This is a genomic window from Lysobacter korlensis (assembly GCF_042434515.1).
In genome coordinates this window covers 628,421-654,940 of the sequence record NZ_JBHLTG010000003.1, presented here as the reverse complement: position 1 = coordinate 654,940, position 26,520 = coordinate 628,421, and the positions used below count along the sequence as shown (strand labels likewise).

Sequence of the window (26,520 nt, the reverse complement as noted above, 5' to 3'; positions counted from 1 at the left end):
GATGCGGACGTGCTGCCGACCGACGCCACCGGAGGCCGGCCCTCGCCTTGGTTCACTCGTTACGTACCGCGCGCTGCTTTCGATCCCTGCCTGCGTCGCGGTAGCAGGCGCAGCACTGTCGAGAACATCAAGTCCGGTACGCGCATCCGTTCCGCGTAAACGTTTGTGCTCGGCAGGCTGCGTAGGTGCCCGCAACGCCTTTGGCGGCGGCCCGCGGATCGCGCCGATGGGCGCTCTCCCCGCCCTAACTCAGCGCCCGTGCGATGCGCTCCACGATCGCGTCGGGCGTCTCGCGCACGTCGAGCGCCAGCGCATCCCGCGGCGGCTCGAGCGTTTCGAACTGACTCGCGACCAGCGCGGGATCGAAGAAGTGCCCCTGCCGCTGCACGGCGCGCGCGTGGATCGTTTCGTAGTCGCCCGCGAGATGCACGAGCAATACGTCATCGCAACCACCGACCAGCTGCTCGCGGTGGGTCTCCCGCAGCGCCGAGCACGAGAGCACCGCACGCCCGCCCGCCGCGCGCACCTCGTCCATGCGGGCGCGCAGCGCCTCCAGCCACGGCGCGCGGTCGGCTTCGGTCAGCGGCAGCCCGCGCGCCATGCGTTCGCGGTTCGCCGGCGGGTGAAAGTCGTCGCCCTCGAAGTACGGCCAGCCCAGGCGCTGCGCGAGCCGGGTGCCGACGGTCGTCTTGCCCGAACCGGCGACGCCCGTGACCAGCACGATGCGCGTCCTGCTCACTGCAGCCCTCGCAGCGTTACGCCGTACGGCGCCGGCGTCCCGTCATCGTCCGAGCATGCGGCCAGCCTCCTCGGCCCGACCTGCCACGACCGCTTCATTGCATTTTCGGCGACGCGCATTCGCTGCTCGATCTGCATATGCCCGAGGTGTACCGGGCCGAGGAATACCAGCCTCGCTGGATGATCCCGGTGAGCGTCACACCTGCCCGTCAGCACACCGGTCCGGAGCGAACCGTATCACTCACCCGAACGAGCCGCTGGCAGCGCTGCCGCAAGCAGCACTGCTTGCGACCTCGGCTCCTCCCGCGCTCTTCACCTCGCTACCACCCTCGCCTAACTGCCTCCCTCATAGGCTGATGTCTCTTGCGCGGAGGTCGGCCAGTACGGCCGCATACGTCCGCGCTCCCCAACACAAGGAGACAGGACAATGGTTGAACATCGCGGAGAACAGAAACAGGGCGTGGGCGGCATCGCCAAGGCGGTCGATGCGGTCGGCGGCATGGTCGGCACCCTCAAGGCGGGCCTTGGGTCGAAGTCGGTGAACGCATTCGTGGCCAACGCGAGCCGCGGCGATGTCTACGAGATCGAGGCAGCCCGCATCGCGCAGCAGCGCGCACGCTCGCCCGAAGTGCGGCAGCTGGCCGATCGCATGCTCCAGGATCACACCGAGAGCGCGAACAAGCTGATGGCGGCGCTGCGGTCCCACGGCGACCAGGACCTCATCGGCGAGATCGAGGGCGAGCTCGACCAGCACCGGCAGACCATGATCGACCACCTGCGTCAGGCCAGTGACGATCAGTTCGACAGCGTCTACATCGATCAGCAGAAGCTCGCGCATCGCGAAACGCTGACGCTTTTCGAGGGTTTTACGTCTTCGGACGAGCACCCCGAGCTCGTGGCGTATGCCCGCGGCATGCTGCCCACGCTGCAGCAGCACAAGGAGATGGTGGATCGCATCGAGGGCACCGGTAGCCTGCGGTCCTGATGGGATCGCGGGCGGGCTTTCGCCCCGGCCCGCGGTGTCCGGGCGGACAACCGAGGGATCGGGCGGCGTAACGCTCGAGCCCAGGATATGCAACGCAGAAGGCCCCGCAGTGCGGGGCCTTTTGTCTGGCCGGTTTTCGTGTTCCGGCCGGAAGCTTGCCCGACCCCGTTAGCGCCGCTACCGGTCGCCCCGCCAGCGGCCGAGGCGACATTGAAGGGTCTTAACTTCCCAGCTCCACGACCGAAGTGACTTCCGGCACCTCGGACCGATGACCGTCGGCACCTGAGTGTCGCGTTCGGGCGGACCAGACTGCCGCCTGGACCACCTTCAGGCACTGCAATGGAAGCGACCGCACTGATCCCCCGCAAGCACGTCGCCTTGGTCCTGCTGGGCTTTCCTGCCATTGCGACGCTGATCTCGCTGCTTCTGTTGAACAAGGCGCTGCTCGCCTGGACGGGGACGGACTTCAATACCTCGTTCTGGATGCTGATCTCCGCCTGGTACGCCGTGCAGGTCATCGCAATCGCATGGATCGCGCGGTTGAACGGGCTGTCGCTCGCCGCATTCGGCCTGGACATCGGATCGCGCCGTTTGCGCTGGATGTGCATCGGCTACTTCGTGTTCGCGCTCGCGCTGGTCGCGCTCATCGAAAGCGCGATCGCCACGCGTGGGCTCGATCCGATGAAGATCGCCCAACTATCGGATTACGCGGACCTGACGCCGCAGTCACTGTCTTCCCGGCTGGTGTTCGTGCTCATGGGTTTTCTCGCGGCCGTGTCCGAGGAACTGGTCTACCGCGGCTTTGCGATCAACGCGCTGACCCGGCGACGCATCGGGCGCTGGGCGGCCGTGCTCATCGCGGCGATTCCGTTCGTGTTCCAGCACGGCCTGAAATCGCTGGACCAGTTCTGGTGGTTCTTCGGCTGGGCGCTCGTGTTCGGTGCGCTGTTCGTCCGCACGCGCAACCTCTACGTGAACATCGCGATCCACTGGCTCGTGATCCTCGCCGCGCTGCCGGCGATCCTGCAGGCGCTGCGCTGACGGAAAAGCGCGGAGCGGGCGCTCGCGCTCGAAGCTCCCGGGTCGCTCCACGTCAGTCGGCAAACGCACCTTGGCGCTTTGCCGCCGTGTATTTGAAACCTGTTTCACATCCGTCGCGAAGGATGACCAGACATCCCAAACAGAAGCGGACATGCCCACCACCTTCCTCAACATCGCAGGCGCGGTCGGCCTGCTGCTCGCCGCGCAGAACGCAGTCGCGGCAGCGCCCGCGGCATCCCCTGCCCAGCCGAAGATCCTCGTCGTCGTGAGCAGCGAGAGCCGCGATGAAGGCAAAACCCGGGCGGGTTTCGAGATGAGCGAGTTTTCGCAGGCCTGGGCGATCTTCCGCGACAACGGTTATGCGGTCGATGTGGCAAGCCCGGCGGGCGGGCGCGTCGAGGCCGATCGCTACAACCCCAAGGAGCCCTTCAATGCACGCGTGCTGGCCGACCCGGATGCGGTGGGCAAGCTCGCCGCCACGCTCCCAACGGCGAAGGTGCGCCCAGGCGACTATTCGGCCATCTACATCGTCGGCGGCAAGGGCGCGATGTTCGACCTGCCCGTGGACCCCGCGCTCAAGTCGATCACCGCAAGCGTGTACGAACGCGGCGGGGTCGTCAGCGCCGTGTGCCACGGCCCGGCGGCGTTCGTCGACGTGCGGTTGTCGAACGGCGACCTGCTGGTGAAAGGCAAGCGGCTGACGGGCCTCACCAATGAAGAGGAAACGGTGTTGGGCAAGAAGTGGATCAAGGAGTTCCGCTTCCTGCTCGAGGACGCGATGCGGGAGCGCGGCGCGCGCTGGGAAGAGGCGCCGCTGATGATGCCGAAACTGGTCGTGGACGGCAGGCTGGTGACCGGGCAGAACCTCTTCTCGACCCCGGCGGTCGCCGAAGCCGTGGTCCATGCGCTCGGTCGCGAGCCGGTCGCGCGGCAGCCTTGGCGCGACGAAGCGAGCATGCGCCTGGTGCAGACGCTGCTCGACGGAAAACACGACGAGGCGCACGCGGCGCTCGCCGAGGAACCGGAGCGCTACCACGTCAAGCTCATCGGCATGCTCGGCTACTACCAGCTCAAGGCGGTGCAGACCGATGCCGAGGTGCGCAACGCGCTCGCGATCATGGAGCTCGCCCGTCCGTACATGACCGATCCGCAGCTCGGGGTGGGCATCGCCGAGGCGCGGTGGCGGCTCGGCGAGCGCGACGAGGCCCGTCGTCTGATCGCCGGCGTACTGCAGGCTCACCCGGAGCTCGCCGAAGCTAAGATGCTGCAAACCCGTATGGACGACTGACGATGCAGTCCGCGCACCTGCGCATCCTCGTGGTCGAGGACAACGCATCGCTTTGCATGAACCTGGCGGCCCTGCTCGAACGGCAGGGCCACCAGGTCGACTTCGCGGCCGACGGCATCACCGGGCTGCGGCTCGCGCTGCAACAGCCGCCCGATGTCCTCGTGCTCGACCTCACGCTGCCGGGGCTGGATGGTCTGCGCGTCTGCGAGCGGCTTCGGCAGGAAGCCGACCGCTACGTCCCGGTGCTGATGCTGACCGCACGCGACATGGTTGCCGACAAGCTCGCCGGCTTCGATGCGGGCGCCGACGACTACCTCACCAAGCCGTTCTCGGGCGACGAGTTGCTCGCGCGCTGCCTGGCGCTGTCACGGCGCCACAGGCTTGGCGCCTCGCAGGTGCTGCAGCTCGGAACGCTGCGCATCGACCGGCGCGCTGGCAGGGCCTGGCGCAAGGAGTGTCCGCTCGACCTGCAACAGACCCCGTTCCGCATCCTGCTGGAGCTCGCCGAAGCCTCGCCGCGGACGCTGACGCGCAGCGAACTGATCGACCGCCTGTGGGGCGATGCGCCACCGCAGTCCGATCCGTTGCGTTCGCATCTGTACCTGCTGCGTCAGGCGCTGGATCGCCCGTTCGACACGCCAATGCTGCGCACCGTGCACGGCGTTGGCTACGCGCTGGTGCCGGACCTGTGAGCCGGCCGTCGCGCCGGCTGCAATCGCGCCTGATGTGGGGGTTCGGCGGGTTCACCGTCGTGCTCGTCGCCCTGTTCGCCTTGTTCGCGATGGCGTTCGCCTACTCCGTCGAGGACGCATTCTTCCAGGCCCGCCTGGGCAGCGAGGCCGATCGGCAGACCGACCATCGCCTCTTGCACGGACGCTGGGCGCCGGTGGGCGAGGGGTCGATACGGCTTCACGAGCGTTTCGAGCAGCTGCCTGCGGGCGTGCGCGCCGTCCTCGGTCCCGAGCCGGGGCGCCGGGAGATCTCCACGTCAGACGGGCGCCATTACCACGTGCACGCGATCCTTGGTGGGGACGGCGCGCGTGCATGGCTCGCCAGCGAGGTGAGCGACGAGCTGGTGGTGCGGCCAATGAGGGGCGCACTGGCTTCGTTGCTGGCCGGGGCCGGCCTCGTGATGCTGCTGTCCGGGCTGGCACTGGCCTGGTTCATCGCGCGTCGGACCACGCGCCGGCTGTCGCGCCTGGCCGATCAGGTGGACCGGCTCGCGTTCGACGAGGCTGCCCCGTCGTTCGGCAACCTCACCGGCGGCGACGACGAGGTCGGGATGCTCGCCCGCCGGCTGCAATCGCTGGAGGAACGCATCCGCGCGTTCGCCGAGCGCGAACGCGCGTTCACCCGCGACGCGAGCCACGAACTCAGGACGCCGCTCGCGGTGATCCGCAGCACGGCCGAGCGCATGCGTGCGTCGCCGCACCTGCCGCCCGCCGAGCGCGAGCACGCGGCCGGCATCGAGCAATCTGCGATGCAGCTGGAGCAGCTGATCCTTGCCCTGCTCACGCTCGCCCGCGAGCAGGCGTCGAAGTCGAGCGGGCCCGCCGTGCGGACCCCGCTGCTGCCGATCGTCGAACGCGTCGTCGTCGAGCAGTCGCTGCTGCTGCAGGACAGGCCGGTGACCGTCGAGGTCGACGCGCCCCGCCACGCGGTGATCGACGCCGCCGAGCCTGTGGTGCGGATCATCCTCGGCAACCTGATCGGCAACGCGTTCGCGCATACCGCGAGCGGCGCGATCCGCATCACGGCCGATGCGGACGCCATTTCGATCGTCAACGAAGGCCGCCTGTGTGGCGACCTGGCGGACATCAGCGAGCCGAAGCCATTCCGCAAAGGCGATGCGAGCCCGGGATTCGGGCTGGGCCTAAGCCTGGTCCAGCGGGTGGCGGCGCAATCCCGGCTCGCGCTCGAGATCACAGGCAGCGAAGCCGGCGTCGTGGCCCGGCTCGCGCTGCGCACGGAGCACTAGCCAGCGCTCGTACTTCCTGTCCCGAGGGGCCGGTCGCGCTCCCCGGCGCACCAAGCCGACCCATTTCGATCCAAGGATGATCCCGATGCTCATGAAACTGCTTCGCGCGAGCGCAGCGATGCTCGGCGTGCTCGTCCTGGTCACCGCCGGCCTTCTGATGTGGCCGCTGCCGGACACGCCGCGTGTCGGTACCGCCGGCGACTTCCTCGTGCGCAACGTCGCCGTGGTGGATGTCGAACACGGCACGGTTCGCGACCGGCAGGACGTCGTGTTGCGCGACGGGCGCATCGCAGCCGTTGGACCCAGCGCACCAACTCCTACGAACGATTCGCTGACGATCATCGACGGCACCGGCAAGTACCTAATGCCGGGCCTGTGGGACATGCACACGCACGCGGTGAAGATCTCGCCGCAGTACACGCATCCGCTGTTCGTGGCGAACGGCGTCACCGGCGTGCGCGACATGTCCGGATGCATGTCCCAGCCCGACAGCCTCCTCGCCTGCATCGACGATCGCAACGCCTGGAACCGCGCGCTCGAGCGCGGCGAAAGCCTCTCGCCCCGCTACGTGCTGCAAAGCAGCTTCAAGATCAACGGCGGCGGCGAGGTGCCCGACGGCTATCCGGCGTTCTTCAAGGCGCGCAACCCGGCGGAGGTGCGCCAGCTGGTTGCGTTCTATCGGCAGGCCGGCGCGGATTTCCTCAAGACCTATTCCGAACTCACACCCGCCACCTACCGCGCGCTAGCGACCGAGGCACGCCGGCAGGGGCTAGGGCTTGCCGGGCATCGGCCGCTGCGCATTCCGCTCGAGGACATGCTGGCCGCGGGTCAGCGCAGCGTCGAACACCCTCGCATGTTCTACGAAGAATGCTTCCCGGGCGCCGCCGCCCTGCGCGCCCTGCCCGATCCCGCGGCCGCCTATGACGCCGCAATGCGCTGGCGCATGATCGACGAACACGACCGCGCGCGATGCGCCGCGCTCATGGACGCGATGGCGCGCAGCGACACCTGGTGGACGCCGACGCTGCAGGTGCTGCAGCTGTCCGCGCGGGCCGGCGACCCCGCGTTCCGCAACGATCCGCGTTTGAAATACGTACCCCTGGTGTTCACGAAGCTCCTGTGGGAGCCCGATGCCGATCGCGTGGCGACACAGCCGACGGATGCTTCGCGTCGGCCGCAGTACACCACCCTGTACCGGATGGCGCAGGGCCACGTCGGCCAAGCGCATGCGGCCGGCGTCAAGATCCTCGCCGGCACCGACGCCGGCGACACCTACGTGTTCCCCGGCTTCGGCATCCACGACGAGCTCGTGGAGTTCGTCGGTGCGGGCCTGTCGCCGGCAGAAGCCATCAGGAGCGCCACGCTCGATGCTGCCGTGTTCGCCGGTATGGACGACGCGTTCGGATCGATCCAAACGGGCAAGGCCGCCGACCTGCTGCTGCTCGACGCGAACCCGCTCGAAGACGTGCGCCATACCCGGCGGATCCGCGGGCTGTTCTTCGCCGGCAAGTACCTCGATCGCGCCGCGCTCGACGAGCTGCTCGCGTTCGCCGAGCAGCAGGCCGGAAGCGTGCGCACCAATCTGCATCTGCTGTGGGATGGGCTCAACAGCCCGCTGATTCGCGTGCAGGCGGCGGACTGAGCGACCGCGCCGCGCCGCAGGCCGCGCGCACCTGTCCGTGCGGTGCCCGCTGCAGGCGGAGCGCAAACATCAACCGATCAGGCCTATATCCCGACTACATGTCTCTGAAATGCGGACAGCCCGAGCTGCCCATGTTTTCCTTGCACCTCATCAGCCCGACAGTGCCGCCGCCAGATACCTCGCCGTCCGGCTCTCCCGCACCTTCGCAACATCTGCGGGCCGCCCCTCGGCGACGATGCGCCCACCCCGCTCGCCCGCCCCCGGTCCCATGTCGATGACCCAGTCCGCCTGGGCGACCACGCGCATCTCGTGTTCGATCACCACGACGGTGTTGCCCGCATCGACCAGCCGGTGCAGCTGCGCCATCAGCCGATCGACATCCGCGGCGTGCAGGCCGGTGGTGGGCTCGTCCAGCACGTACAAACTGCGGCCGCGCTGGCTGCGCTGCAGCTCGGTGGCCAGCTTGATGCGTTGGGCTTCGCCGCCGGACAGCTCGGTGGCCGGTTGGCCCAGGCGCAGGTAGCCCAGGCCGATCTCGCGCAGCAGGTGCAGCGGGCGGGCGACGGCGTCTTCAGTCGCAAAGAACTCGGCGGCTTGCTCCACCGTCATGCCCAGCACCTCGGCGATGTTGCGGCCGTTCCAATGCACCTGCAGCGTCGCCTCGTTGTAGCGCGCGCCGTGGCAGGTGGGGCACGGGGCGTGGACGCTGGGCATGAAGAGCAGTTCGACGCTGACCACGCCCTCGCCCTCGCAGGTGTCGCAGCGGCCCTTGGCCACGTTGAACGAGAAGCGCCCGGCGTCGAAGCGGCGGCGACGCGCCTCGGGCGTGGCGGCGAACAGCTTACGTACGTGGTCGAACAGGCCGGTGTAGGTGGCCAGGTTGGAGCGCGGGGTGCGGCCGATCGGCTTCTGGTCGACCTGCACCAGCCGCTGCACCGCGTCGACGTGACCGGCGAGGTGCCCGCGCGTGCGTTCGAGCACGGTTGGCCCGTCGCCGGTGTCGTCGTCGCTGTCCTCGGGTTCATGGCCCAGGTGCAGGCGCACGAGTTCGGCCAGCGCCTGCGCGATCAGGCTGGACTTGCCGGAGCCGGAGATGCCGGTGACCGCGGTCAGCACGCCGAGCGGCACGCGCGCATCGAGCCCGTGCAGGTTGTGGCGGTGGATGCCCTGCAGCTGCAGCCAGCCACTGGCTTCGCGTTCGCGGCTGGTAGGCGCGGGCGTGTTGCCGAACAGGAACTCCGCGGTGCGCGAATCGGGCACGTCGGCCAGTCCTGCCGGCGGGCCGCTGTACAGCACCTGCCCGCCGCGCTCGCCGGCGTCCGGGCCGACGTCGACGAGCCACTCGGCGCGGCGCATCAGCTCCAGGTCGTGCTCGACGACGAACACCGAGTTGCCGGCGTCGCGCAGCTGCTCGAGCGCGTCGTACAGCGCCTGGCTGTCGGCCGGGTGCAGGCCGGCGGACGGCTCGTCGAGCACGTAGACCACGCCGAACAGGTGCGAACGCAGCTGCGTGGCCAGCCGGAGGCGCTGCAGCTCGCCGGGCGAGAGCGTCGGCGTGGCGCGGTCCAGCGACAGGTAGCCCAGCCCGAGTGCCTGCAGCGTGTGCAGGCGCTCGATGACGCCTTCGGCCAGGCGCTGCGCGGCCAGCCGTTTTTCTTCCGACAACGCGGGCGTGCGGCGCACGTCGGGCGCGGCGGCGTGGGTGGCCTGTCCGGCGGCGGCGCGCTTGGCTCGATCAGTTTTAGTTGCGGTGGTATTGGTTGCATCCCCGCCCGCGTGACCGTGGAACTCGCCGCGCGCGACCGGTTCAAGCAGTTCGACCACGCGGTCGAGCGGCAGTCGCGAGAGCTCGCCAATGTCGATACCGGCGAACGTCACCGACAGCGCCTCGCGTTTCAGCCGTTTGCCGTCGCACTGCGGGCACAGACGGCCTTCCATGTAGCGCGATACGCGCTTTTTCATCAGCGCGCTCTGCGTGCTGGCGAACGTGTGCAGCACGTAGCGGCGCGCGCCGATGTAGGTGCCCATGTAGCTGGGCTCGGCCTTGCGTTTGAGCGCGGCGCGCGTCTCGGCCGGGGTGAAGCCCGCATAGACCGGCACGGTCGGCGTTTCCTCGGTGAAGAGGATCCAGTCGCGGTCCTTCTTCGGCAGGTCTTTCCACGGCGTATCGACGTCGTAGCCGAGCGTGACCAGGATGTCGCGCAGGTTCTGCCCGTGCCACGCCGGCGGCCACGAGGCGACGGCTTTCTCGCGGATGGTCAGCGACGGGTCCGGCACCATCAGCGCCTCGGTCACCTCGTACACGTGGCCGAGGCCATGACACGTCGGGCACGCGCCCTGCGGCGTATTCGGAGAGAAGTCCTCGGCGTAAAGCATCGCCTGCTTCGGCGGATAGACGCCGGCGCGCGAGTACATCATCCGCACAAGGCTCGATAGCGTGGTCACGCTGCCGACGCTGGAGCGCGCGTTGCTTGCGCCGCGTTGCTGCTGCAGGGCGATCGCCGGCGGCAGGCCCTCGATGCTGTCGACATCCGGCACACCGGCCTGGTCGATCAAACGCCGCGCGTACGGTGCGACCGATTCGAAGTACCGCCGCTGCGCCTCCGCGTAGATCGTGCCGAACGCGAGCGACGACTTGCCCGATCCGGACACGCCGGAAAACACCACCAACTGATCACGAGGGACATCGAGGTCGACGTCCTTGAGGTTGTGCTCGCGCGCGCCGCGGACACGGACGAAGCCGGTGTCGCGCGGGGCGGTGCGCGTCGGCGCCGTCCTGGCCACCGCAGGCGGAGCGCCCTTGCCTTTCGATGCGGGGGAACGTGGCATGCGTTAGTCGGATCTCCGGAAAGGCTGACGCTAGCGATGGGGCGTGAACGTGGGGTCAGGCCACGATATCCAAGGCGTGTACGGCGCAAACGAGAAAGTCCGGCAACAAAAGGAGTCAGTTCGAGTTTCCGGAGCAAAGAACGTGCCCCCTTTTTCCGCGCATGACGTTGTGACAGTTGATCAGACGCTGCGATGGTTCGCAGAGGAGGAGAATTCAAGCTGCGGCGCCCGCGCAGCGACACACCTTCACAGCCCATCTACGTACTCCAACCTCAGCTGTACGCTGAAAATGAACACGCCGAAAAGCTCGCTATATTTCGGCCTCCCCCACAGCAAGGAGGATTCAAATGTTTCTGACCACGCGACATCTCGCAATGGGCGTGGCGCTCGCCGCCACCCTCGGCCTTTCCGCATGCGCCACCTATGACGACGAGTTTGCGGGAATCAACTCGCGCCTCGATCAAGTCGACACGCGGGTGCAGAGCGCGGCCCAGAGCGCCGAGGCCGCCAATCAGTCGGCGCAGCAGGCCAACCAGCGGCTGGATCAGATGGAAGGCCGCATCCAGCAGCTCGAAACGGCACCACGCCGCAAGCCGCGCGGTTAATCGCTCTTCGCACTGTTCGCAACGAACGGTCTGAGCCGGAACCCGGTGGCCTTTGCGGGCCATCGGTGTCCTGATCCCATCCCGTCTTCGTTCTGAGGAATCTTCCTATCCGTACGCCCACACACCCTGTGATCCGCGCCGTTTTCGGCGCGTTGACACTGACATTTGCGAGCTTCGGCATCGCCAGCGCGAAGGATGCCCCCTCGCAACCGGTCGCCGCCCTCGACCAGCTCCCGCGAGGTCAGGATGTGTCCCGCGACGTGATCAAGCTCGCGGGGTGGGCGGTCGCGGCGAAGGACAGCCAAGGCTATCCATTCGCGATCATCGACAAGGCCGCCGCACAGATCCTGGTGTTCGGCAGCGACGGCCGGCCTCGCGGCGCGGCACCTGTACTCATTGGCTCGGCGGTCGGCGACCATACGGCCCCCGGCATCGCCGGTGTAGCGCTTCGCGAGATTCCGGGCCGGGACCGCACCACGCCGGCCGGTCGCTTTGTGGGCGGTTTCGGTCCGTCCGTCGACGCCGGGCGCGTGCTGTGGGTGGACTACGATTCCGCGGTCGCCATCCACCCTACCGCTACCAACGTCCCGGACGAGAAGCGCGCCGAGCGCCTCGCATCGCCCAAGCCGGACGACAACCGCGTCACGCATGGCTGCATCAACGTCTCGCCCGAGTTTTTCGAACAGATCATGCAGCCGACGTTCGAGCGCGGCGGCGTCTTTTACATCCTGCCGGATGAGGCGTCGATCGCGGAGACCTTCCCGGAGTTCGCGCAAAAACGGTAACGACCACCGGGATCAGGTTCGCTTTCTCAAAGAACCCAACCTGACCCCGCTACGGAAGAAGCCGAAGATGCGCGTCGAGGCGCTGCCAAGCGTCGTCACCACACATCGAACACAAAAGGCCCCGCAGTGCGGGGCCTTTTGTTTGGCGGCGTCGGCGCTGAAAGCGTAAGTGAACCTGACCTCCCTCTCCACAGCCGGCGCCGGCCTCAGCGGTCGTGTCGCTTCGGCGCCGCGCCAAGAGCGCCCGGCGACGTCCGCTACCGGCCGGTAGGGGCCGGTAGCGGACAAATCCTCACTCGGCGCTACAGGTACCCACCGCTTCCGTCAGTACCGCCACCAGCGCGGCAAGCTCATCCGCGACGGCCGCTTCTTCAGCAGTACGCCGAGGCAGGTTGCCCACCTGGTTGCGAAGTCCCACCAGCGGACCGCAAACCCCGTTCCTCTCCGTCGTGAAGGCTTGCAGGACCACATCGAGCTTGGCGACGATTGACTGGGCGACACCTGCACCCAACTGCCCCTGCTCAACCAACGTATCGATGCGCAGCTTGGCATCGGTCACTACTTCGGGGACCGTTGGAGCGGCAGGCTCGGCAGGCTTGAGTTCCAACAAGAGCGTGGTGATGTAGCCAGGCGTGGTCTGCAGTTGCAGATACACCTCTGGCGCCGCGATGGGTTCGGTTGGGAACACATCACCGTTGAGCATGGTGGGGGTCACATCGAGCGGGGTGACTTCCTGGAGGATCAACTGCCAGTAGTAGACAGGCAGGCCCCCGAACTCACTGGGCTGGTTGATCGTGCCGTTGAACATGAGCACCGTGTCGGTCAGCGTGACCCCGGACAACTCGGTGTTGTCGAATGTCTGCACCGTGCCGCCGCTGACCGACAGGATCGGCTCGCGACCCGGCAGTTCCACGCGCAGCGACTGCATCGCGCCAAAGAAAATTCCTTGGCTGGGCAGCGAGTTCTGGTCAGCCGTCGCGGCATCCACCGTGTACGACAGATTGATGGTGGTGCCCACCGCTACTTCGGGAGGCTGGGGGCCTCTCACTTGCTTGATGGTGCCAACGTAGTTATGCGTGACGAGGGCCGCTTCGGCCGTCGAAACAAACATTGCTCCACCGATCAGGAGGCAAGCGCATTGCAGGACTGCTTTCATAAGGTCGTCCTCTTCAAAAGTTCCAGTCGTTTTGACAACGCCGGAAAGTCTCGAACACGGCTGGCGAATTATTGTCAATCGCCCGCTTGGGAGACCAAGCCCGGCGTCAGCACATGGGCGGCACGGCGCCGCGTCCTTGTACAGGATCAGCGCCGTCCAGCCTGCTCCCACTATTCGCCTGCATGCCCGCCTTGTCGCGTTACTTATTTGCAACGCAAGAGTTGGGCTATTTGCAACGTCGCAGCGTATGCGCCGGAGACGCCGCTAATGGATAAACGGCGAAGCGGCCAGCTCGAACCGGTGCCGGCGATCAACTCGATCGGCACGCGCACATTGCCCACCGCGCCGACAGGAACTTTGAAAGGCCGGCGCCGCTGCCGGTATGGGCTGCCGCACCGCGCACACGTCGTCTTGTGCCATGGCCCGCCCCCCGCGGGTCGACCGGCCGCCGCCGCCCGCGCATTGCACCGGCGGCGCGTTGGACCCGCCCGGCCCCTTCCGGCTCGAGAGCAGAGCTCCGACTGCTCGAGAGCATTCAACAGACGCTTTCGACCATTCGTTGAATGCTTTTGGCCGCTCAACGAATGCTTTCAACCTATGCACCCAATGGTCGAAAGCATTCGGCGAACGCTTTCGACCTATCAGGGCACGGCTTTCGACCGTTTGAAAACCGCTTTTCGAGGGGCTGGTCGGGGGCCATTCCATTGGGAGCAATGCTTTCGACCGTTCGACGGATGCTTTGGACCTATGCAGGCAATGCAATTGCGGGGTGCGACGGCTGCCCTGCCCGCTGCGCCAACCTGCGGGTGGACCACCCCATCGGTCCGTAGCCTATTGAAACCGCACCGCTTTCACCGCCTTTTGCATCTCTCCGACGAGCGGTCTCAGGCGATCGTGCGAAATCTCAGCCTGCGCGATAGCTCGAGCATTCAATAGCACCACGGGACGGCACCGACGCCGCCCGGGGCAAGTCAACGACGACAGGGAGAACGGGCATGGGACAGAACCTGGCAAGCGTGCATTTCGACACCGCGCAGTGGGCCGAACTCGACGCGGCACTGGATACGGTGGAGCGGCTGTGGGACCCGATGCTGGTGGTGCTCGAACGCGGGCGCCGTGGCATTGCGAAAATGGGCACCGGCTCGGAGGCGTTCTGCCGCGCCACCCTGCGCGTCATGCGCGAGAACCCACGCCTGGCGCCGGTCGACGTCGACCTCGAAGAAATGGGCCGCGACCTCGCCACGCATGACGAGCTCGCCGCACGCCGCCCCCGCGTCGACCGCCTGGTCGAGAAACTCACCGACACCAACGTGGCGCTCGGCAGCGACGTGATGACCGCCGCGCTGCGCGGCTACGCGCAGCTGAAACTCAACGGCAGGGGCGCCGGCCTCGACAGCCTGCGCCGCGACCTCGGAAAGCAGTTCGAGAAGGCGCCGCGGAAGAAGCCGGACGAGGCGGAACGCGCAGCGTAACGACACGACTCAAGCCCAAGGAAGAAGAAGGCCCCGCATTGCGGGGCCTTTTATTTGGGGCTGTGTAAGTGAACCTGACCCCGTTGCGGCATCACGGACCGGTCGCCGGGTCACAACCGGAACACGCCATCAGGCAGTGAGGAACGACGCTCTGCCCAGCAGGGACAGAGTGCCTCCACCGCCTCCATCAGCTCCATCCACGACGCAATTGGGTCACGCCGTTGGGACTGCACGTGAGGAACCCCGCCCTCGCGCGCGAGCGGCGCATCCGCAGGTTGTTCATTTGGGTGAGAAGGCGGTTTTTTCGGTGGGTTCATCGGCGGATTCCTGACGACGACACCAGCTTGCGTATTCAAGTGAACGAGCCAGATTCAATTTGTGCGAAATGAGCACGCCCCCTTCTGCTTGGCTACCCGTCCTTCGGTGGGCGCTTCCCAAGCAGAGACTTCAGGTCGGCGAAGGGGTTGGACGTCGCCGCGGGCGTCTTGTCCTCAGCGTCCAGCGCGCTGACCCCGGTGTAGTCGCTCTGGCGCGAGTGCTCGTTGTCATGGCAGTACACGCACAACAGTTCCCAATTGCTGCCGTCGGGCGGATTGTCCGAGTGGTTGTGGTTGCGGTGGTGGACCGTCAGCTCCCGCAAGTTGGCGCGGGTGAACTCGCGCGCGCAGCGGCCACAGACCCACGGGTACATCTTCAGCGCACGCTCGCGGTAACCCTGGTCGCGCTGCTCGGCGCTGCGCCTAGCCTCTGCAACGATGCGGTCAAGCTTGGCGTCTTGTGGCGTGGTCATGGTCATGGGTCCCGTGGGGCGGCAGGGAAAGCGATTGCTGATCGCGTGCCGAAGTATCACCCGAAGCGGCGGAAAGCATGCGCGGGGCACTATGGAGACGGAGCGCCCTAGTCGGCTTTAACTGCCTCCGCCCCCTTCGCTCCGGTGATTTCGGCGCTTGTCGTCGCCTGCCCCTAATCCCATGGGTGCGACCATGGCAGACATTGCACACTCGGGAGGATTGAATGGCCAGCGCCGCAAAATTGAAGACCTGGCTCCGTTTCATCCAGCAGGTCGGTGTCGAGCAGGGATTCGAGATCGAGGGCGGCGAGACCATGGTCAGGGTGGTCATCGAAGCCCACCACGGCGTGGCCTATCGCGTACAGATCAACAGTGGCGGCTACCTGCAGGCCCAGCAGTGGGAGTGCGACTCGAAGGGACGCAAAGGACGTTACGGACGCGCGGTCTTTTCCATGCGCTCCAATAGCGACGTGGCGCAGTTCTGCTCTGTGCTGATCGCCAGCAGCGCGCTACGCGCCCGGCGCAGGGAAGAAGACGAGGCGTGAGACCGCGAGGTAGTACTGCGCTGACAGGGTCAAAAAAGAGGTCCAGTTCAAATTTCCATGGAAATGAACCTGACCTCTTTTTTGACCCGGGGACAGCGGCGCGGAACAATCGGCACGATTCCGACTCGGGGTGATGGCCGGCGTTGGAAGATAACAGTCGCGGGCGCTCTGAACGGAACGGGGTCAGGTGGCGGGTTTGTCACCCTGCTGCGCTGGTGCCTGCTCAGCCGCCTGGATCAGCGCGCCTGCGACGGTACGGGCGGGCGGCGGGGAGTCTCCGGCCGGCCAACCTTCACGTTGTTTCGTGCGGTCGCCATCGGTGGCCTCGGTCTGGTCATGCAAAAGCACGACCCGAGTGGGGAACGGCAAATCGATGCCGGCCGCGCCCATCGCTTCCGCCACCTTTCGCAGTACCTCACTGTGCTTGACCACCACATTGGCGCGCTTGGGGTTGGTCCACCAACGCATTCTGAGGTTGACCGTGGACCCGGCAAGTTCCCACACGAGAACGTCGGGTGCAGGATCGTCCAGGATCCCGTCGATCCCTTTCAGCGTATCCAGCGCGACCTCCAAGGCCTGCCCGATATCGTCACCGTAGCCGATGCCCACGTCGTATTCACTGCGGACCATGCCGTAAGCGGTGATGACGCTCACCGGTTCCTGGTAGATCTGGCTGTTCGGCACGATGACGCGAATGCCGTCGTAGGTCTTGATCCAGGTGGCGCGGGTTTCGATTGCCTCGACCGTTCCCGTGAACGCGCCGCTTGTGATCTCGTCTCCGACACGGAACGGCTTCTGCAGCAGGATCAGGATCCCGGCAAGCAGGTTCTGGAAAATATCCTTGAACGCAAAGGCGATTGCGACACCACCGATACCCAGGGTGGACACCAGCTTTCCGGGCGTCATCGACGGCACGATGATGGTGATCGCGACGAGCAGGCCCAAGATCAGCAACACCCAGTAACCCAGCCTGGAAAGCACGGTGGCGAGATTGCCGTTCTCGCGATTGGCCGTTGCCCTGGCCACGACTTTCTGGATCACCTTTGCCACGATCCAGAAGACAAGAAAGACGACGGCGGCAATGGCGATATTCGGCAGGAGGGCGAAGAATCCGTCCACCATCGCGTCGACGGTGTCCCAGGCATTCCCCACATCCGGTTCAACACCGGCGAGCCCAGCGCCTGCACTATTGACCGCTTCCCACGACTTCATTCTCGAGGCCCGCTGACTGTTTGCTCGGCATCCTAACGCGCTGCCCCCGATCCCTCGTTCACCGGGCCCGAACACGAAAACAGGGGTCAGAGTGGATTGGCCCACTTCCATAGACACCTGAGAATGGGGACAACCCCGGAGCTGTTGCATGGAAAGGCAGCGGTTCACTCCGCGGTTCAAGCGCAAGGCAACGCGCTTGATGGAGCGGGGCCACAGCCCGGTGACGCGATTGGAGGCGGAGCTGGGCGTGCCGCGCAACCGGGTCCACAAGTCGCTTGATGCGATGCAGGCCGACGGCGAGCATGCGTTCGGCGGTTCGGGTCGCGGCTCGCCACCGCAGCAGCAGTCGGCTCAGCTGCGAAGAACATATGAACCTGACCCCTATTCTGGTCGCACGCCCGGCGGAGCACACCGGCGCTTGCGTTGCATGATCAGGTGATCGAGCACCACGTGGCGATCGTCACCCTGTCTGAGCGGCAAATATTCGGTCCGATGCTGTCGCTGGTACGCCCCACGGTGGACCGCCATTTGCGCGCGCTGTGGGTCGAACGGGTGTCCGGCGAGGCGATCGACCGCGTCCTGACCGGGCCCGACACGCCGGATGCCGAAACCCTGCTGCGCCTGCTGCGCAAGGCTTCACGCCTTGGCGAAGGCGAGGCACTGCTGGAAGTATTGGAACGCTCGCCTCTGTACGGCCACCCTGCGCTCGCCGGTTCCGCGGAACACGCCAGGGCTCGCCGCGCCGCAGATATGAAGTTCGTGCCCACACTGCACGACGTCATCGATGGGCTCAACTTCAGCGCCGGGCTTGCGTTGTTATCGACGATGCGCATGGCGCAATCGACGGGCGACGGCGGCGCGGAACAATCGGCACGATTCCGATTCGGGGTGATGGCCGGCGTTGGCAGATAACAGTCGCGGGTGCTCGGTCCCGGGCCGGAGCGCCACTACTCGTTCAAAGGGGGCTAGTTCACTTCCCTGGTAAGTGAACCTGACCTCCTTTTCTCGGTTCAAGGACCGCGAAGCCGCACGCAGCGCGGTGTTCGAGTATGTCGAGCTCTTCTACAACCGCGTCCGCATTGCATTCGGCGCTGGGATATCGGTCGCCGGTGCAGGCGGAGCGGGAATACCAACCGGTCAGGTCTGTATCCTGACTACCTGTCTGTGGAATGCGGGGCAGCCCAACCTGACCCCTTTTTTCTTTTTTTGCCTCTTTTGTGGCCAGAAAAACCCCGACCAAAGCCGGGGTTTTTAGTGCGGCCGCGTCACCACGGCCGCGATGTTTGCAACTTTCAGTCGATGCGGGCCTGCACCGACAAACCGCTGAAGTTGGTCTCACCCTGCACCAGCAGGTAGTACGTGCCCGCAGCCGGTTTGGAGATGCGCACGGTCTCGTTGTTGCCCGAACGAACGGACTTGAAACTATGCACCGTTGTGGTCGGCTTGAAATCGCGGCCGACGTACAGGCTGACATCTCCGGTGCCGCCGTAGGTCGTCAGGTTGAGCCGGCTCACGCCAGCAGGCACAACGATGCTGTACATCTTGCTGCCTCCGGCCGCGCCGCTGACGCCGGTGACGGCGACCTTGCTCGTCAACACAGTAACCGGGCCCTCGCCCACGGTCATCGACACCGTGGCTTCGCGCACCGCCCGGCCGTAGCTGACCCGATAGGTGAACGAGTCGGCGCCACTGTAGCCAGCGGCCGGCGTGTAGGTCGCGACATTGCCAGCGATGGTTACGGTGCCGTGGCTGGGCGCCGTGCCGAGCGAATAGGCGACGTTGCCGCCGTTGCCAACCGAGCCGTCGAGGGTCACGTGCCTGGCCTGGCCGAAAGCCGTCGATGCGCTGATGGACCTGGCCTGCAGAGGTGCGTACTGCTGGTGGATGCGCACGCCGCCGCCCACGGACACCATCAGCAGCGAGCCGTCGCGCGACAGGCGGGTGCGCCCGTTCTGGAAGGCGGCGTTGCCCGGGTGGCTGAAGGTGTACTCGAAGTCGAACGAGCCGGTCTGGGTGCGCGTGTTCATGTCGTACACGCGCACTTCGGAGGTTTGGGCGAACGGGAAGTAGGCGATGCGCTCGACCGGATGGTAGGCGACGCCGACCGGCTGTGCGCCGGCGTAGGTCCCGATCGTCGCGATCTTCGCGTAGACGTCGTCGTAGACCATCGTGCCGCCGTAGGTCGGGATCGACAACTGCGCGCCGAAGCGGTCGGTGCCGATCTCGTAGTTGAACCGCGAGGTGCCGTTCTGGTACCCGCCGCGGCGCACGATCCCGCCCGTCGGCACGTCGAACAGACCCCAAGGGCCGTCGGAGAGGTTGGTCTCGGCGAAGGCGATCGTCAGGCCGTCGCCACTGGCCGACAGCATCGAGTTCTGTCCAACGGAGGCCAGGTTGGTCCACACGCCGGTCGCGGGATCGAGTCGCCGCATCTGGACCCAGCCGGAGCCATTGAAACTGGAGGTCGTGTAGATCTTGCCGTTGGCGTCGTAGACGGCGACGAAAGTGTTGCCCTCCATGTAGTCGGGCGTAGCCACAGTGGCTTTCTGATGCGACAGCGAGTCCAGGTCGACCAGATGAACCCAGGACTGGCTCACCGAATCGGTGAAGTCGCCGACCACGAGCGTGCGATTGTCGGGCGAGATGTCGAGGCCGGAAAGCGCGCCGCCCAGGACGATCGGGCTCAGGAACGTGCCGGTCGTCACCTGGTAGCGCAGCACCTCGGTGCCGTGGCTGATGTAGACGATGCCGCGCGCCTCGTCGTGAACCATGTCGAACCGGCTCGGCGCCGGAATGTAGGTGCCCACTGCCCCTACGGGCAATGCCAATCCGGACAGCACCAAGGCTGCCAGCATTCGCTTCATGCGTATCCCCTGCTTTGTGGTTTGGCTGGTCGACCGGCACTCCGCCAGTTCGAGCTGCGATCTTCAATCCCCGTGGAGGTCGCGGCGGGGAAATTATCGCCGTAAAAGGGTGACCGGCGCCACGTTCTGGCCCCGCTCTGCGGGGCCTTGTTTTGGGGCGAACCCGACGACAACCGGGGTCAGGGTCGACAACCGGGTCAGAGTGGACTTTTCCGATTCAGAGGCGGCGCGGATTCCGACAGCCGTGTATGCGATCCGTGGCCAAGCTGAGGCACCTTCGCCCGGGCGTCCGCTATGCCCCGTCTGCCACGGCTCGACTTGCCCTGCGACAAAATGAACCTGACCCCATTTTTGAAGCCGATGGACCAGACACCGTGCGTAACGGCATTGCGCTCACGGGCACGGCGCATTGGCTGTTCGACCGTGGACTCATGACCTTTACTGACGACTTTCAGATTCTTCTCTCGCCCTACGGCATACCTGACGACCTCGACAAGCTGATCCGGCCTGGCCGAATGCTCGCAGTGCCGGATGCCCCTGAGCTGCGCCCGCACGCGACGTATTTGCAGTGGCATCGCGACAACTGCTTTAAGGCATAGAGGCGTACGGACCGAGTCCGTTAAGCCGACGTAACTACCGCCATTTCCTTTGGGCCCAGCCCCTTTAGCCGGCTATGCATCTGGCGACTTGCGGCGAACTCGATCCGTTTGCCAGCCATGCGCTCGAATGACACAGTCTCCTCCTCTCCGGCAAAGCAACAAAGCCCATGGACTGGCGCACTCTCTTCCGCTCCGAGCCGTTACGGGTGCCCAGCGATCCCTGCGACGTACTGCCGCGCATCCTGACCGATGCGCTGCGTGCAGGGATGGGCCCAGCCAAAGCGGAACCGGCCGCGAGCGACTTTGTGGCGATACGCGCAGACGAGCTGCTGAACATCGACCAGCGCCTCCGCTCGTATCGCAGTGACGCCTATCGGCATTGGGCGCTCGGCACACTGCACGCCGTCGGTGCGTGCCCGCTTGTGGATGACGTACGGAGTGCCCTGCTGTTTATCGCGTGCTCGCACCCCGATGGGCGCGAGCGGCAGAAAGCGGTATGGCGCCTCGCTGAGTTCCCCGGATATCTCACGCTGGCGGCGGCGCTCGTACGATGCGCCGACTGGGCGGCGCCGGTTCGGTTTGCCGCACGCGATGCGGTCGTGCAGTTGCTGTCTCAGTGCGACCCAGACGAGGTCGTGTCGGCGTGGCCGCTTGTCCTGCGGCTCAAGCAACGCGAGAGATCAGGCGAGGAGTGGCTCGTAGAGAACGTCGACTGCTGGATGCTCGCGCCGGGAAACCGCGAGGCCCTGCATCTTGCGCTGGAGAGCCGCACGCCATCCGTGCGCCGCTGGGCTTACCAGCAAGCCGTGGCGCGCGGTGATGACATCCTCCTGCCGGCACTCCTGCAGCCCGACCCGCGCATCGGTCTGCACGCCCTACGCCATGCAGGGACAACGCTTGGCGCAAAGGGACTCGGGGACCTCGCAGCCGCCGGGCTCAAAGCGCCGCACCCCGTCATTCGCAGGGAGTCGCTGCGCGCGCTCGCGACCACTGACAACGCTGCCGCCGCAGCCGCATTGCCCCGTGCACTCCTCGACCGCTCCGTAGGTGTCCGCCGGCTTGCGGCATTCCTCACACGTCAGAGTGGCAGCGATCCGCGAGAGGCGTGGCGCGCTGCACTCGACCATCCGTCCGTCCCCTTCCCGCTCGGTGCGCTGGCCTCTTTGGCAGAAGAGCCCGAGAACCAAGACGCGGGTCGCATGAGGCGGCTTTTACTGGCTGACCGCCCCATCGTTCGACAGCTTGCACTTAAGGGCCTGCTGAAGACTGGCGAATCCGTATCGCCGGATGAGTTCTCAAAGTTGCTTGAGCTCGGCGGGCGGCGGGTACTTGCGGCACTGAACACTGCGGTGTGCGACAGCGCCATCTGCCTTGATAGCGGTCTCATCCAGCACGTGCTGGCGTCCGACCACGTTGGCGAAGCCGGGCGGATAGCCATGCGCAAGCTCCTCAACACCGGCGGGCTGTGGGACCGCCTGGATCAGCTACTTGGACTGCGAATTGCGGATTCCGACTTCCTGTGGTGGCTTACGGCAGCCGACGACTGGATCCGGCGCAGTGAGGCCTACGCACCCCTCGGGGATGTGCGAAAGCGGGCTCTGCTGAGCGCCCTAACTGATCGGGTAAGTGAACTTGGAGCGGACCGGAGTGTCAGGATCACAGATGCATTGCGCCGCTACTGACGGCAACCATGAATGAGAGCGCGCGCGATGAAGAATCGGCTGGGCCAAACAGGGGCGGTCGTGGCGACAAGGGATTAACTACATCCGTACCTGGTGCGTAAGTTAACCTGACCCCGTTACTCCCCCCCTGAGCCTGCCGCCTCTTAATCTTCCCCGTTTCGCGTGTCCCTCGACCAAACAGAACTACGTGTTCGTCCGCCATCCGTCCACGCAACACCCTCGGTTCGACGCCACGTTGCGAATGCGTTACTTCCTCCGGGCCACGCCGTCCGTTCGGCGATTAGCAAGGTGACACAGCTGCAATCGCCGCCCAGAAGGAGCCGCGCTTCATGCATCCTCAACAAGCAAACTTCGCCCCTGGGGAGCGCCTTTACCTCCTTGTAAACAACTTCTCCACTCGCATTGCGCCATATGCCAGCTTTGCCTGCCGTCAAGCCAAGCTCCTTGCACAGCCAAGGCATCGGAACGTAGCCGTAATAGCCTTCGGGCAAAGAAGCATCCAGGTGCGACTCCCAGTGGTAGCGCGCGACAGTCTGCGCATAGCGCGTCCCGACTTGCATGCGCCACGAATCAAATATCCATTTGCGCTGATCCCACGTGTTTCGCCACGGCAATTCATGCAGAAAGGGACCGTCGGTAAACTCGGGTACCGCCCACTGCGATAAATCGAGGTTCTTTTTACTGCGCAGGTGCTTTGCGGCTCCAGCCGCATCAGTCGCGTCTACGAGTATGGTTGCCAAGAAGCGGAACTCCTGTCTCCGCAAACCATGCTCGCCACGATGATCTGAGTATTTGTCGTCTTCGGCTTGGTGCTCATATAGAACGAGCCACTCGGTACCATTCTCGTCCCGTCGCGTTGCAAGGCCTTTTATGCCATTCTCCAAGTTCTTCTCGAAGGGCCAACTCCGCAACTCGCCCTCGTCTGCCGCACCCAAAGAGATGCATGGGTCACTGGCCCAGCGCACACCAATCGGGGTCGGCTCGGACTCCGTACCGAGAATGGTCGGATCAATGTCGCGCTCGAACCCTAGATCCAAGGGGCTCTTGTAAATAACAGGCGGAGCCTCGTACTCCGAATCGATCCAGAAGTTGTCGGCAAGCCTGCACAACAGCTCATCCATTGCCAGCCACTGGTACTTCTTGCCGATTCTTTCGACTTTGGCGCGATCTCTCCCGTAACTCGACGATCGATCTCTCGGAAATCTCTTATCCGACCAGCCGAACGCATACGCGCGACGTGCCACCCACCGCTTAAGCGAATCAAGGTCAAACCTTCGATCAACGTCCTTCGCACCAGTCTCCCTGTAGAGATGTGGCGCCGCATCCGTTTGGAACCGTCCAATCTCTTCTTGCGTGAGTAGGGCGAACAGTGAGTCCTCCGCCCGTTTCAACGCGCGGGTCCACTTCCGTAACGCCTCTGTCGACGGGGGCCCTGGCTCATTGGGGAACGACGGGGCAATTAAACCGGAGATGTAGGGGTTCGCCGCCCTCGCAAGGCGCTCGTAGGACCGGATTCTGTCCTTGGCGCTGCCAATAACCTCCCGTTCGAAAGCGCGCTCCTTCTGACGGGTCGTCAGCGGCACTACCTCATTGATACGCACATTGAGAAAGCGCCGCGTACGAGGCTCAATCTCGTATCTCGAGAAATCCCCCCAAGACGTCGCCGATCGAACAATCGAATCGTCGCCCGCGCGCTTTGCGATCTCATCGAGGCGTGACTGACTGACATTGGCAACCACAGGTGACGACTGGTACGGAGGACTGCAGTCGGCGACTTCGACATCGGGAGGAAGAACGCCGCGTGCATCAGCTAGTTCGACAATGCCAAGTCCATAGTCGCGTAAAAGGATGCTGAACGGCGCGCGCTTCGCCTTGAACATGTGGCGTGCGACCGCGCCTGAGTACTCTCTAAGACGCTCGCCATCTGGATCTTTACAGCATGCACCAAACGCTGCTGCGACTAGCCGCTCGTGGACGTACAGATCGTCTACGTTCTCGAGCTCAGCTAGGAGCTTCGGAAAAATACCGCGGTTAGAAAGCAATAGCGAGGAGAGGCTTTTTGTTGCGTTGTCACGTATCGCACGGTTCGTGGAAGTAAATAGCCAACACAGCGTTAGCGCGGCCAAGTATTGATTTTCGGCATTCGATGTCGGTGCTTGTCCCACGCGGCACCACTCAAGCAGCACCCCCAGCGTGGAATCGGCGGACTCTGATTGGTCATTGACCCAGGTGGTCCAAGTTGCGTCTCGTCGAGGTAGTCGCCGCCGAAGTAAATTCGACGTAAGAAAGTTCGCATTCCATGGGTGACTCGCCGCCACCGCAACGCTCAACAGAATCTCGTGAGGATCGTCGCAACGATTCAACAGCTCTAGCGACCGAGCCGAAAACGACGTTGGAATCCGCCAGCGCACACTGTCGACGAACGCCGCTCTAACGCCCCAATCCGGCCACCAGGCTTCCTCGCCACCCGGTAGTGAATCGACGAGTTCATGACCGAGCTTTTCGGGGATAGCAATCGCCAGCGCGCTGACCAGCCCTCGCCACTCCCAAGCCAACCCCGAGGGCTCCAAGCAGAAATTGAGTTTGCCGTCGATGTCAAAAAGCCCTTCAGCCGCGCGCTCGCCAGCGAGCGCCTGCTCTGCCATCAGGAAGTCTTGAAACCGCTGGAAGCTGAACCTGACAACGTCCTCTTGCAGAAACTCGTCCGCTATTGGGCTCGGGTCCCTGCGGAGCAGGCCGCAGCCGCAGAAGACAGACAGCCAGTCGCCTTCGTTCGGAGCTATGTTGTCAAATTCCCCAGCAAGCACGGCGCGACAACGGCCGAAGTCCAAGTAGTCTTGTCGCTGGTCGAGCATGACGCCGGCGATACGCAGCACCGCACGTCGCACATTGGTTGCTAGTGAGACTGCGCTGCCTTCGCGCCTAGATATTTCAGCGCCAATGCTGTCCAGATAGTAAGACAGAATTTTTTTCGTACCATTTAGGCCTGATGGGAACTCGGTTTTCCCATCGCGCGCAAGTGACGTGCAGACCGCACGTAGGAAAAGGGGATTGACGAACTCAGGCGCCAACCAGGGCGTGCTAGGGCGGGCGATCCCCCTTCGGTCCAGGTATACACGAGCGGCATTGAGCTGCTCTGAGTGCGTCTCGAATCCTCGAATCCTTACGACTGGACCGCTCTTCGCAATTTCCGACGGAATTGCTAAGTCGAAATACTCATCCCGACAAGCCACCACCACACCGACGTGAGAGTAAGCCTTTAAGGGATGAATGAGCCCGGCGATGTTATTCCGCCAGTACCTGCTACCCGCGCCCTCGTTAATCGCATCGATGAGCAACAACGTCCTCGCTCGGGCTCGCTTTCCGGCAGCGTCGAGCGCGCCGAGCAGCTGTTCCGGTGTCCGGCCTGGAAGCCCGAGCGCTTGCGCCAGCTGGGTCCATAGGTCCCCGTCATTAAGGCGGTTTCCCAGAACTAGAACGGCGGGACGTCCAGTCCGTAGCGCGATTTGTGCCCCTCGCGCTAGCAGATGACTCTTCCCCGACCCGGCACTGCCGCGTACGAACGCAATCCGAGATCGCTCGGCGTCGTTATGATCTGCTCCGAAGGCGTACTCAAGCCGCTCCAGCGCCTCTTCGAATTCCCTCGCCCATTCGATCCGGTTGCGTGTGTCGTATTTCGCGGTGTCGTTTCGATCGAGAGTGTTATCGCACTGCCAATAGAACTTACTCAGCCTTTCGCACGCTGATCGGACCGCTTTAACTTTCGCGATCCAGCTGTCAGCGTTCCAACCGACATGCGGATCGCACTCGATGTCTTTCTGGATGTCGCGAAACGCCTCTAGTGAAGCTGACAACACGCACAAGTCCCGCTGCTGATGTGACGGCTCAAACCCATCCAGCAGCTTTGCGGAGGCGCCGATTGCAGCCGCCGCACCCAAATATTCAAGCAGTTCGCCTCGATACTCCTGCGATCGCGCGAGTGCCATGAACAGCTTTTCCGCGCGTACCTCAATGTGGTCCTCAGGGTGAAACCGCTCATCTAGTGCGAGAATGGATTCGCTCAACTTGTCGTTGAACCACTCCGTCGACAGGCACACTTCACCGAAAAAGAACTCTTGAAGGCCAGCTGATTCCGGCTTTGATAAGCGAGCAACCAGTTCGCTTGCCGTCCAAGCAGCGAACTCAATATCGATGTTCCCAGCCTGTAGAGCCCAGGTTTTCCAAAGCAATACTCGGTCCGCCCAATGTTCCCACCCGGACTTGCCGCGTCGCTTGGACCCACTTCTGTCGGTAAGGTCGCAAGGAAAAG

Annotated in this window: 21 protein-coding genes; 14 read left to right on the top strand and 7 right to left on the bottom strand. The window is 64.7% G+C overall.

Features of this window, described 5'->3' with window-relative positions:
* Nucleotides 1-244: 244 nt before the first annotated feature.
* A complete protein-coding gene (locus tag ACFFGH_RS16040) occupies nucleotides 245-739 on the bottom strand; it encodes a gluconokinase (RefSeq protein ID WP_386670015.1) in 495 nt (164 codons plus the stop codon).
* A gap of 426 nt (nucleotides 740-1,165) precedes the next feature.
* Between ACFFGH_RS16040 and ACFFGH_RS16035 the strand changes: the two genes are divergently transcribed.
* The 6 genes from ACFFGH_RS16035 (at nucleotide 1,166) to ACFFGH_RS16010 (ending at nucleotide 7,672) form a co-directional block, all read left to right on the top strand.
* Nucleotides 1,166-1,723, top strand: coding sequence for a DUF4142 domain-containing protein (locus ACFFGH_RS16035; RefSeq protein WP_386670012.1), 558 nt, complete (start codon nucleotides 1,166-1,168; stop codon nucleotides 1,721-1,723).
* Nucleotides 1,724-2,062: 339 nt separating this feature from the next.
* Complete coding sequence (locus ACFFGH_RS16030) at nucleotides 2,063-2,764, top strand: CPBP family intramembrane glutamic endopeptidase (protein WP_386670009.1); 702 nt, start codon at nucleotides 2,063-2,065, stop codon at nucleotides 2,762-2,764.
* A 151-nt stretch (nucleotides 2,765-2,915) separates the two neighbouring features.
* Entirely contained in the window at nucleotides 2,916-4,052 is a 1,137-nt protein-coding gene (locus ACFFGH_RS16025) for a DJ-1/PfpI family protein (protein WP_386670006.1), read from the top strand.
* Nucleotides 4,053-4,069: 17 nt separating this feature from the next.
* Nucleotides 4,070-4,744 carry a response regulator transcription factor gene (locus ACFFGH_RS16020; RefSeq protein ID WP_386670265.1) on the top strand — a complete coding sequence of 225 codons (675 nt, stop codon included), beginning with the start codon at nucleotides 4,070-4,072 and terminating at the stop codon, nucleotides 4,742-4,744.
* Nucleotides 4,741-6,030 (top strand): sensor histidine kinase, encoded by a 1,290-nt coding sequence (locus ACFFGH_RS16015; RefSeq protein WP_386670003.1) that lies wholly within the window; start codon nucleotides 4,741-4,743, stop codon nucleotides 6,028-6,030. Before ACFFGH_RS16020 ends, ACFFGH_RS16015 begins: the two co-directional genes overlap by 4 nt.
* 85 nt (nucleotides 6,031-6,115) lie before the next feature.
* On the top strand, nucleotides 6,116-7,672 hold the full coding sequence (locus ACFFGH_RS16010; protein WP_386670000.1) for an amidohydrolase family protein: 1,557 nt from the start codon (nucleotides 6,116-6,118) through the stop codon (nucleotides 7,670-7,672).
* 150 nt (nucleotides 7,673-7,822) lie between these two features.
* Here the strand turns inward: ACFFGH_RS16010 and ACFFGH_RS16005 are convergent, their stop codons facing one another.
* Entirely contained in the window at nucleotides 7,823-10,501 is a 2,679-nt protein-coding gene (locus ACFFGH_RS16005) for an excinuclease ABC subunit UvrA (protein ID WP_386669998.1), read from the bottom strand.
* A 347-nt stretch (nucleotides 10,502-10,848) separates the two neighbouring features.
* Between ACFFGH_RS16005 and ACFFGH_RS16000 the strand changes: the two genes are divergently transcribed.
* Both ACFFGH_RS16000 and ACFFGH_RS15995 read left to right on the top strand, forming a co-directional pair.
* Nucleotides 10,849-11,106: a hypothetical protein gene (locus ACFFGH_RS16000; protein ID WP_386669995.1), complete on the top strand. Its 258-nt coding sequence runs from the start codon at nucleotides 10,849-10,851 to the stop codon at nucleotides 11,104-11,106.
* A 128-nt stretch (nucleotides 11,107-11,234) separates the two neighbouring features.
* Entirely contained in the window at nucleotides 11,235-11,891 is a 657-nt protein-coding gene (locus ACFFGH_RS15995; RefSeq protein WP_386669993.1) for a L,D-transpeptidase, read from the top strand.
* 292 nt (nucleotides 11,892-12,183) lie between these two features.
* On the opposite strand, the gene ACFFGH_RS15990 is transcribed toward ACFFGH_RS15995, so the two are convergent.
* The gene (locus ACFFGH_RS15990; protein WP_386669991.1) at nucleotides 12,184-13,047 is read right to left on the bottom strand and encodes a hypothetical protein; all 864 of its coding nucleotides are present in this window, start codon (nucleotides 13,045-13,047) and stop codon (nucleotides 12,184-12,186) included.
* A 995-nt stretch (nucleotides 13,048-14,042) separates the two neighbouring features.
* On the opposite strand from ACFFGH_RS15990, the gene ACFFGH_RS15985 reads away from it, so the two are divergent.
* The gene (locus tag ACFFGH_RS15985) at nucleotides 14,043-14,519 is read left to right on the top strand and encodes a hypothetical protein (protein WP_386669990.1); all 477 of its coding nucleotides are present in this window, start codon (nucleotides 14,043-14,045) and stop codon (nucleotides 14,517-14,519) included.
* 409 nt (nucleotides 14,520-14,928) lie between these two features.
* On the opposite strand, the gene ACFFGH_RS15980 is transcribed toward ACFFGH_RS15985, so the two are convergent.
* Nucleotides 14,929-15,309, bottom strand: a complete 381-nt coding sequence (locus ACFFGH_RS15980; protein WP_446686153.1) for a YajD family HNH nuclease — start codon at nucleotides 15,307-15,309, stop codon at nucleotides 14,929-14,931.
* Between the two features lie 224 nt (nucleotides 15,310-15,533).
* On the opposite strand from ACFFGH_RS15980, the gene ACFFGH_RS15975 reads away from it, so the two are divergent.
* Nucleotides 15,534-15,854, top strand: coding sequence for a hypothetical protein (locus ACFFGH_RS15975; RefSeq protein ID WP_386669988.1), 321 nt, complete (start codon nucleotides 15,534-15,536; stop codon nucleotides 15,852-15,854).
* 183 nt (nucleotides 15,855-16,037) lie between these two features.
* Here the strand turns inward: ACFFGH_RS15975 and ACFFGH_RS15970 are convergent, their stop codons facing one another.
* Complete coding sequence (locus ACFFGH_RS15970; RefSeq protein ID WP_386669986.1) at nucleotides 16,038-17,066, bottom strand: mechanosensitive ion channel family protein; 1,029 nt, start codon at nucleotides 17,064-17,066, stop codon at nucleotides 16,038-16,040.
* Between the two features lie 435 nt (nucleotides 17,067-17,501).
* On the opposite strand from ACFFGH_RS15970, the gene ACFFGH_RS15965 reads away from it, so the two are divergent.
* Together ACFFGH_RS15965 and ACFFGH_RS15960 are read left to right on the top strand one after the other, a co-directional pair.
* Nucleotides 17,502-17,978 carry a hypothetical protein gene (locus tag ACFFGH_RS15965; protein ID WP_386669985.1) on the top strand — a complete coding sequence of 159 codons (477 nt, stop codon included), beginning with the start codon at nucleotides 17,502-17,504 and terminating at the stop codon, nucleotides 17,976-17,978.
* A gap of 73 nt (nucleotides 17,979-18,051) precedes the next feature.
* Nucleotides 18,052-18,321, top strand: a complete 270-nt coding sequence (locus ACFFGH_RS15960; protein WP_386669983.1) for a hypothetical protein — start codon at nucleotides 18,052-18,054, stop codon at nucleotides 18,319-18,321.
* Nucleotides 18,322-18,358: 37 nt separating this feature from the next.
* On the opposite strand, the gene ACFFGH_RS15955 is transcribed toward ACFFGH_RS15960, so the two are convergent.
* Entirely contained in the window at nucleotides 18,359-19,930 is a 1,572-nt protein-coding gene (locus tag ACFFGH_RS15955; RefSeq protein ID WP_386669980.1) for a pre-peptidase C-terminal domain-containing protein, read from the bottom strand.
* Between the two features lie 248 nt (nucleotides 19,931-20,178).
* On the opposite strand from ACFFGH_RS15955, the gene ACFFGH_RS15950 reads away from it, so the two are divergent.
* Both ACFFGH_RS15950 and ACFFGH_RS15945 read left to right on the top strand, forming a co-directional pair.
* Nucleotides 20,179-20,529 (top strand): HNH endonuclease, encoded by a 351-nt coding sequence (locus tag ACFFGH_RS15950; RefSeq protein ID WP_386669979.1) that lies wholly within the window; start codon nucleotides 20,179-20,181, stop codon nucleotides 20,527-20,529.
* 167 nt (nucleotides 20,530-20,696) lie between these two features.
* Nucleotides 20,697-22,211 carry a hypothetical protein gene (locus ACFFGH_RS15945; RefSeq protein ID WP_386669976.1) on the top strand — a complete coding sequence of 505 codons (1,515 nt, stop codon included), beginning with the start codon at nucleotides 20,697-20,699 and terminating at the stop codon, nucleotides 22,209-22,211.
* A gap of 143 nt (nucleotides 22,212-22,354) precedes the next feature.
* On the opposite strand, the gene ACFFGH_RS15940 is transcribed toward ACFFGH_RS15945, so the two are convergent.
* Complete coding sequence (locus ACFFGH_RS15940; protein ID WP_386669973.1) at nucleotides 22,355-26,440, bottom strand: NACHT domain-containing protein; 4,086 nt, start codon at nucleotides 26,438-26,440, stop codon at nucleotides 22,355-22,357.
* Between the last annotated feature and the right edge of the window lie 80 nt (nucleotides 26,441-26,520).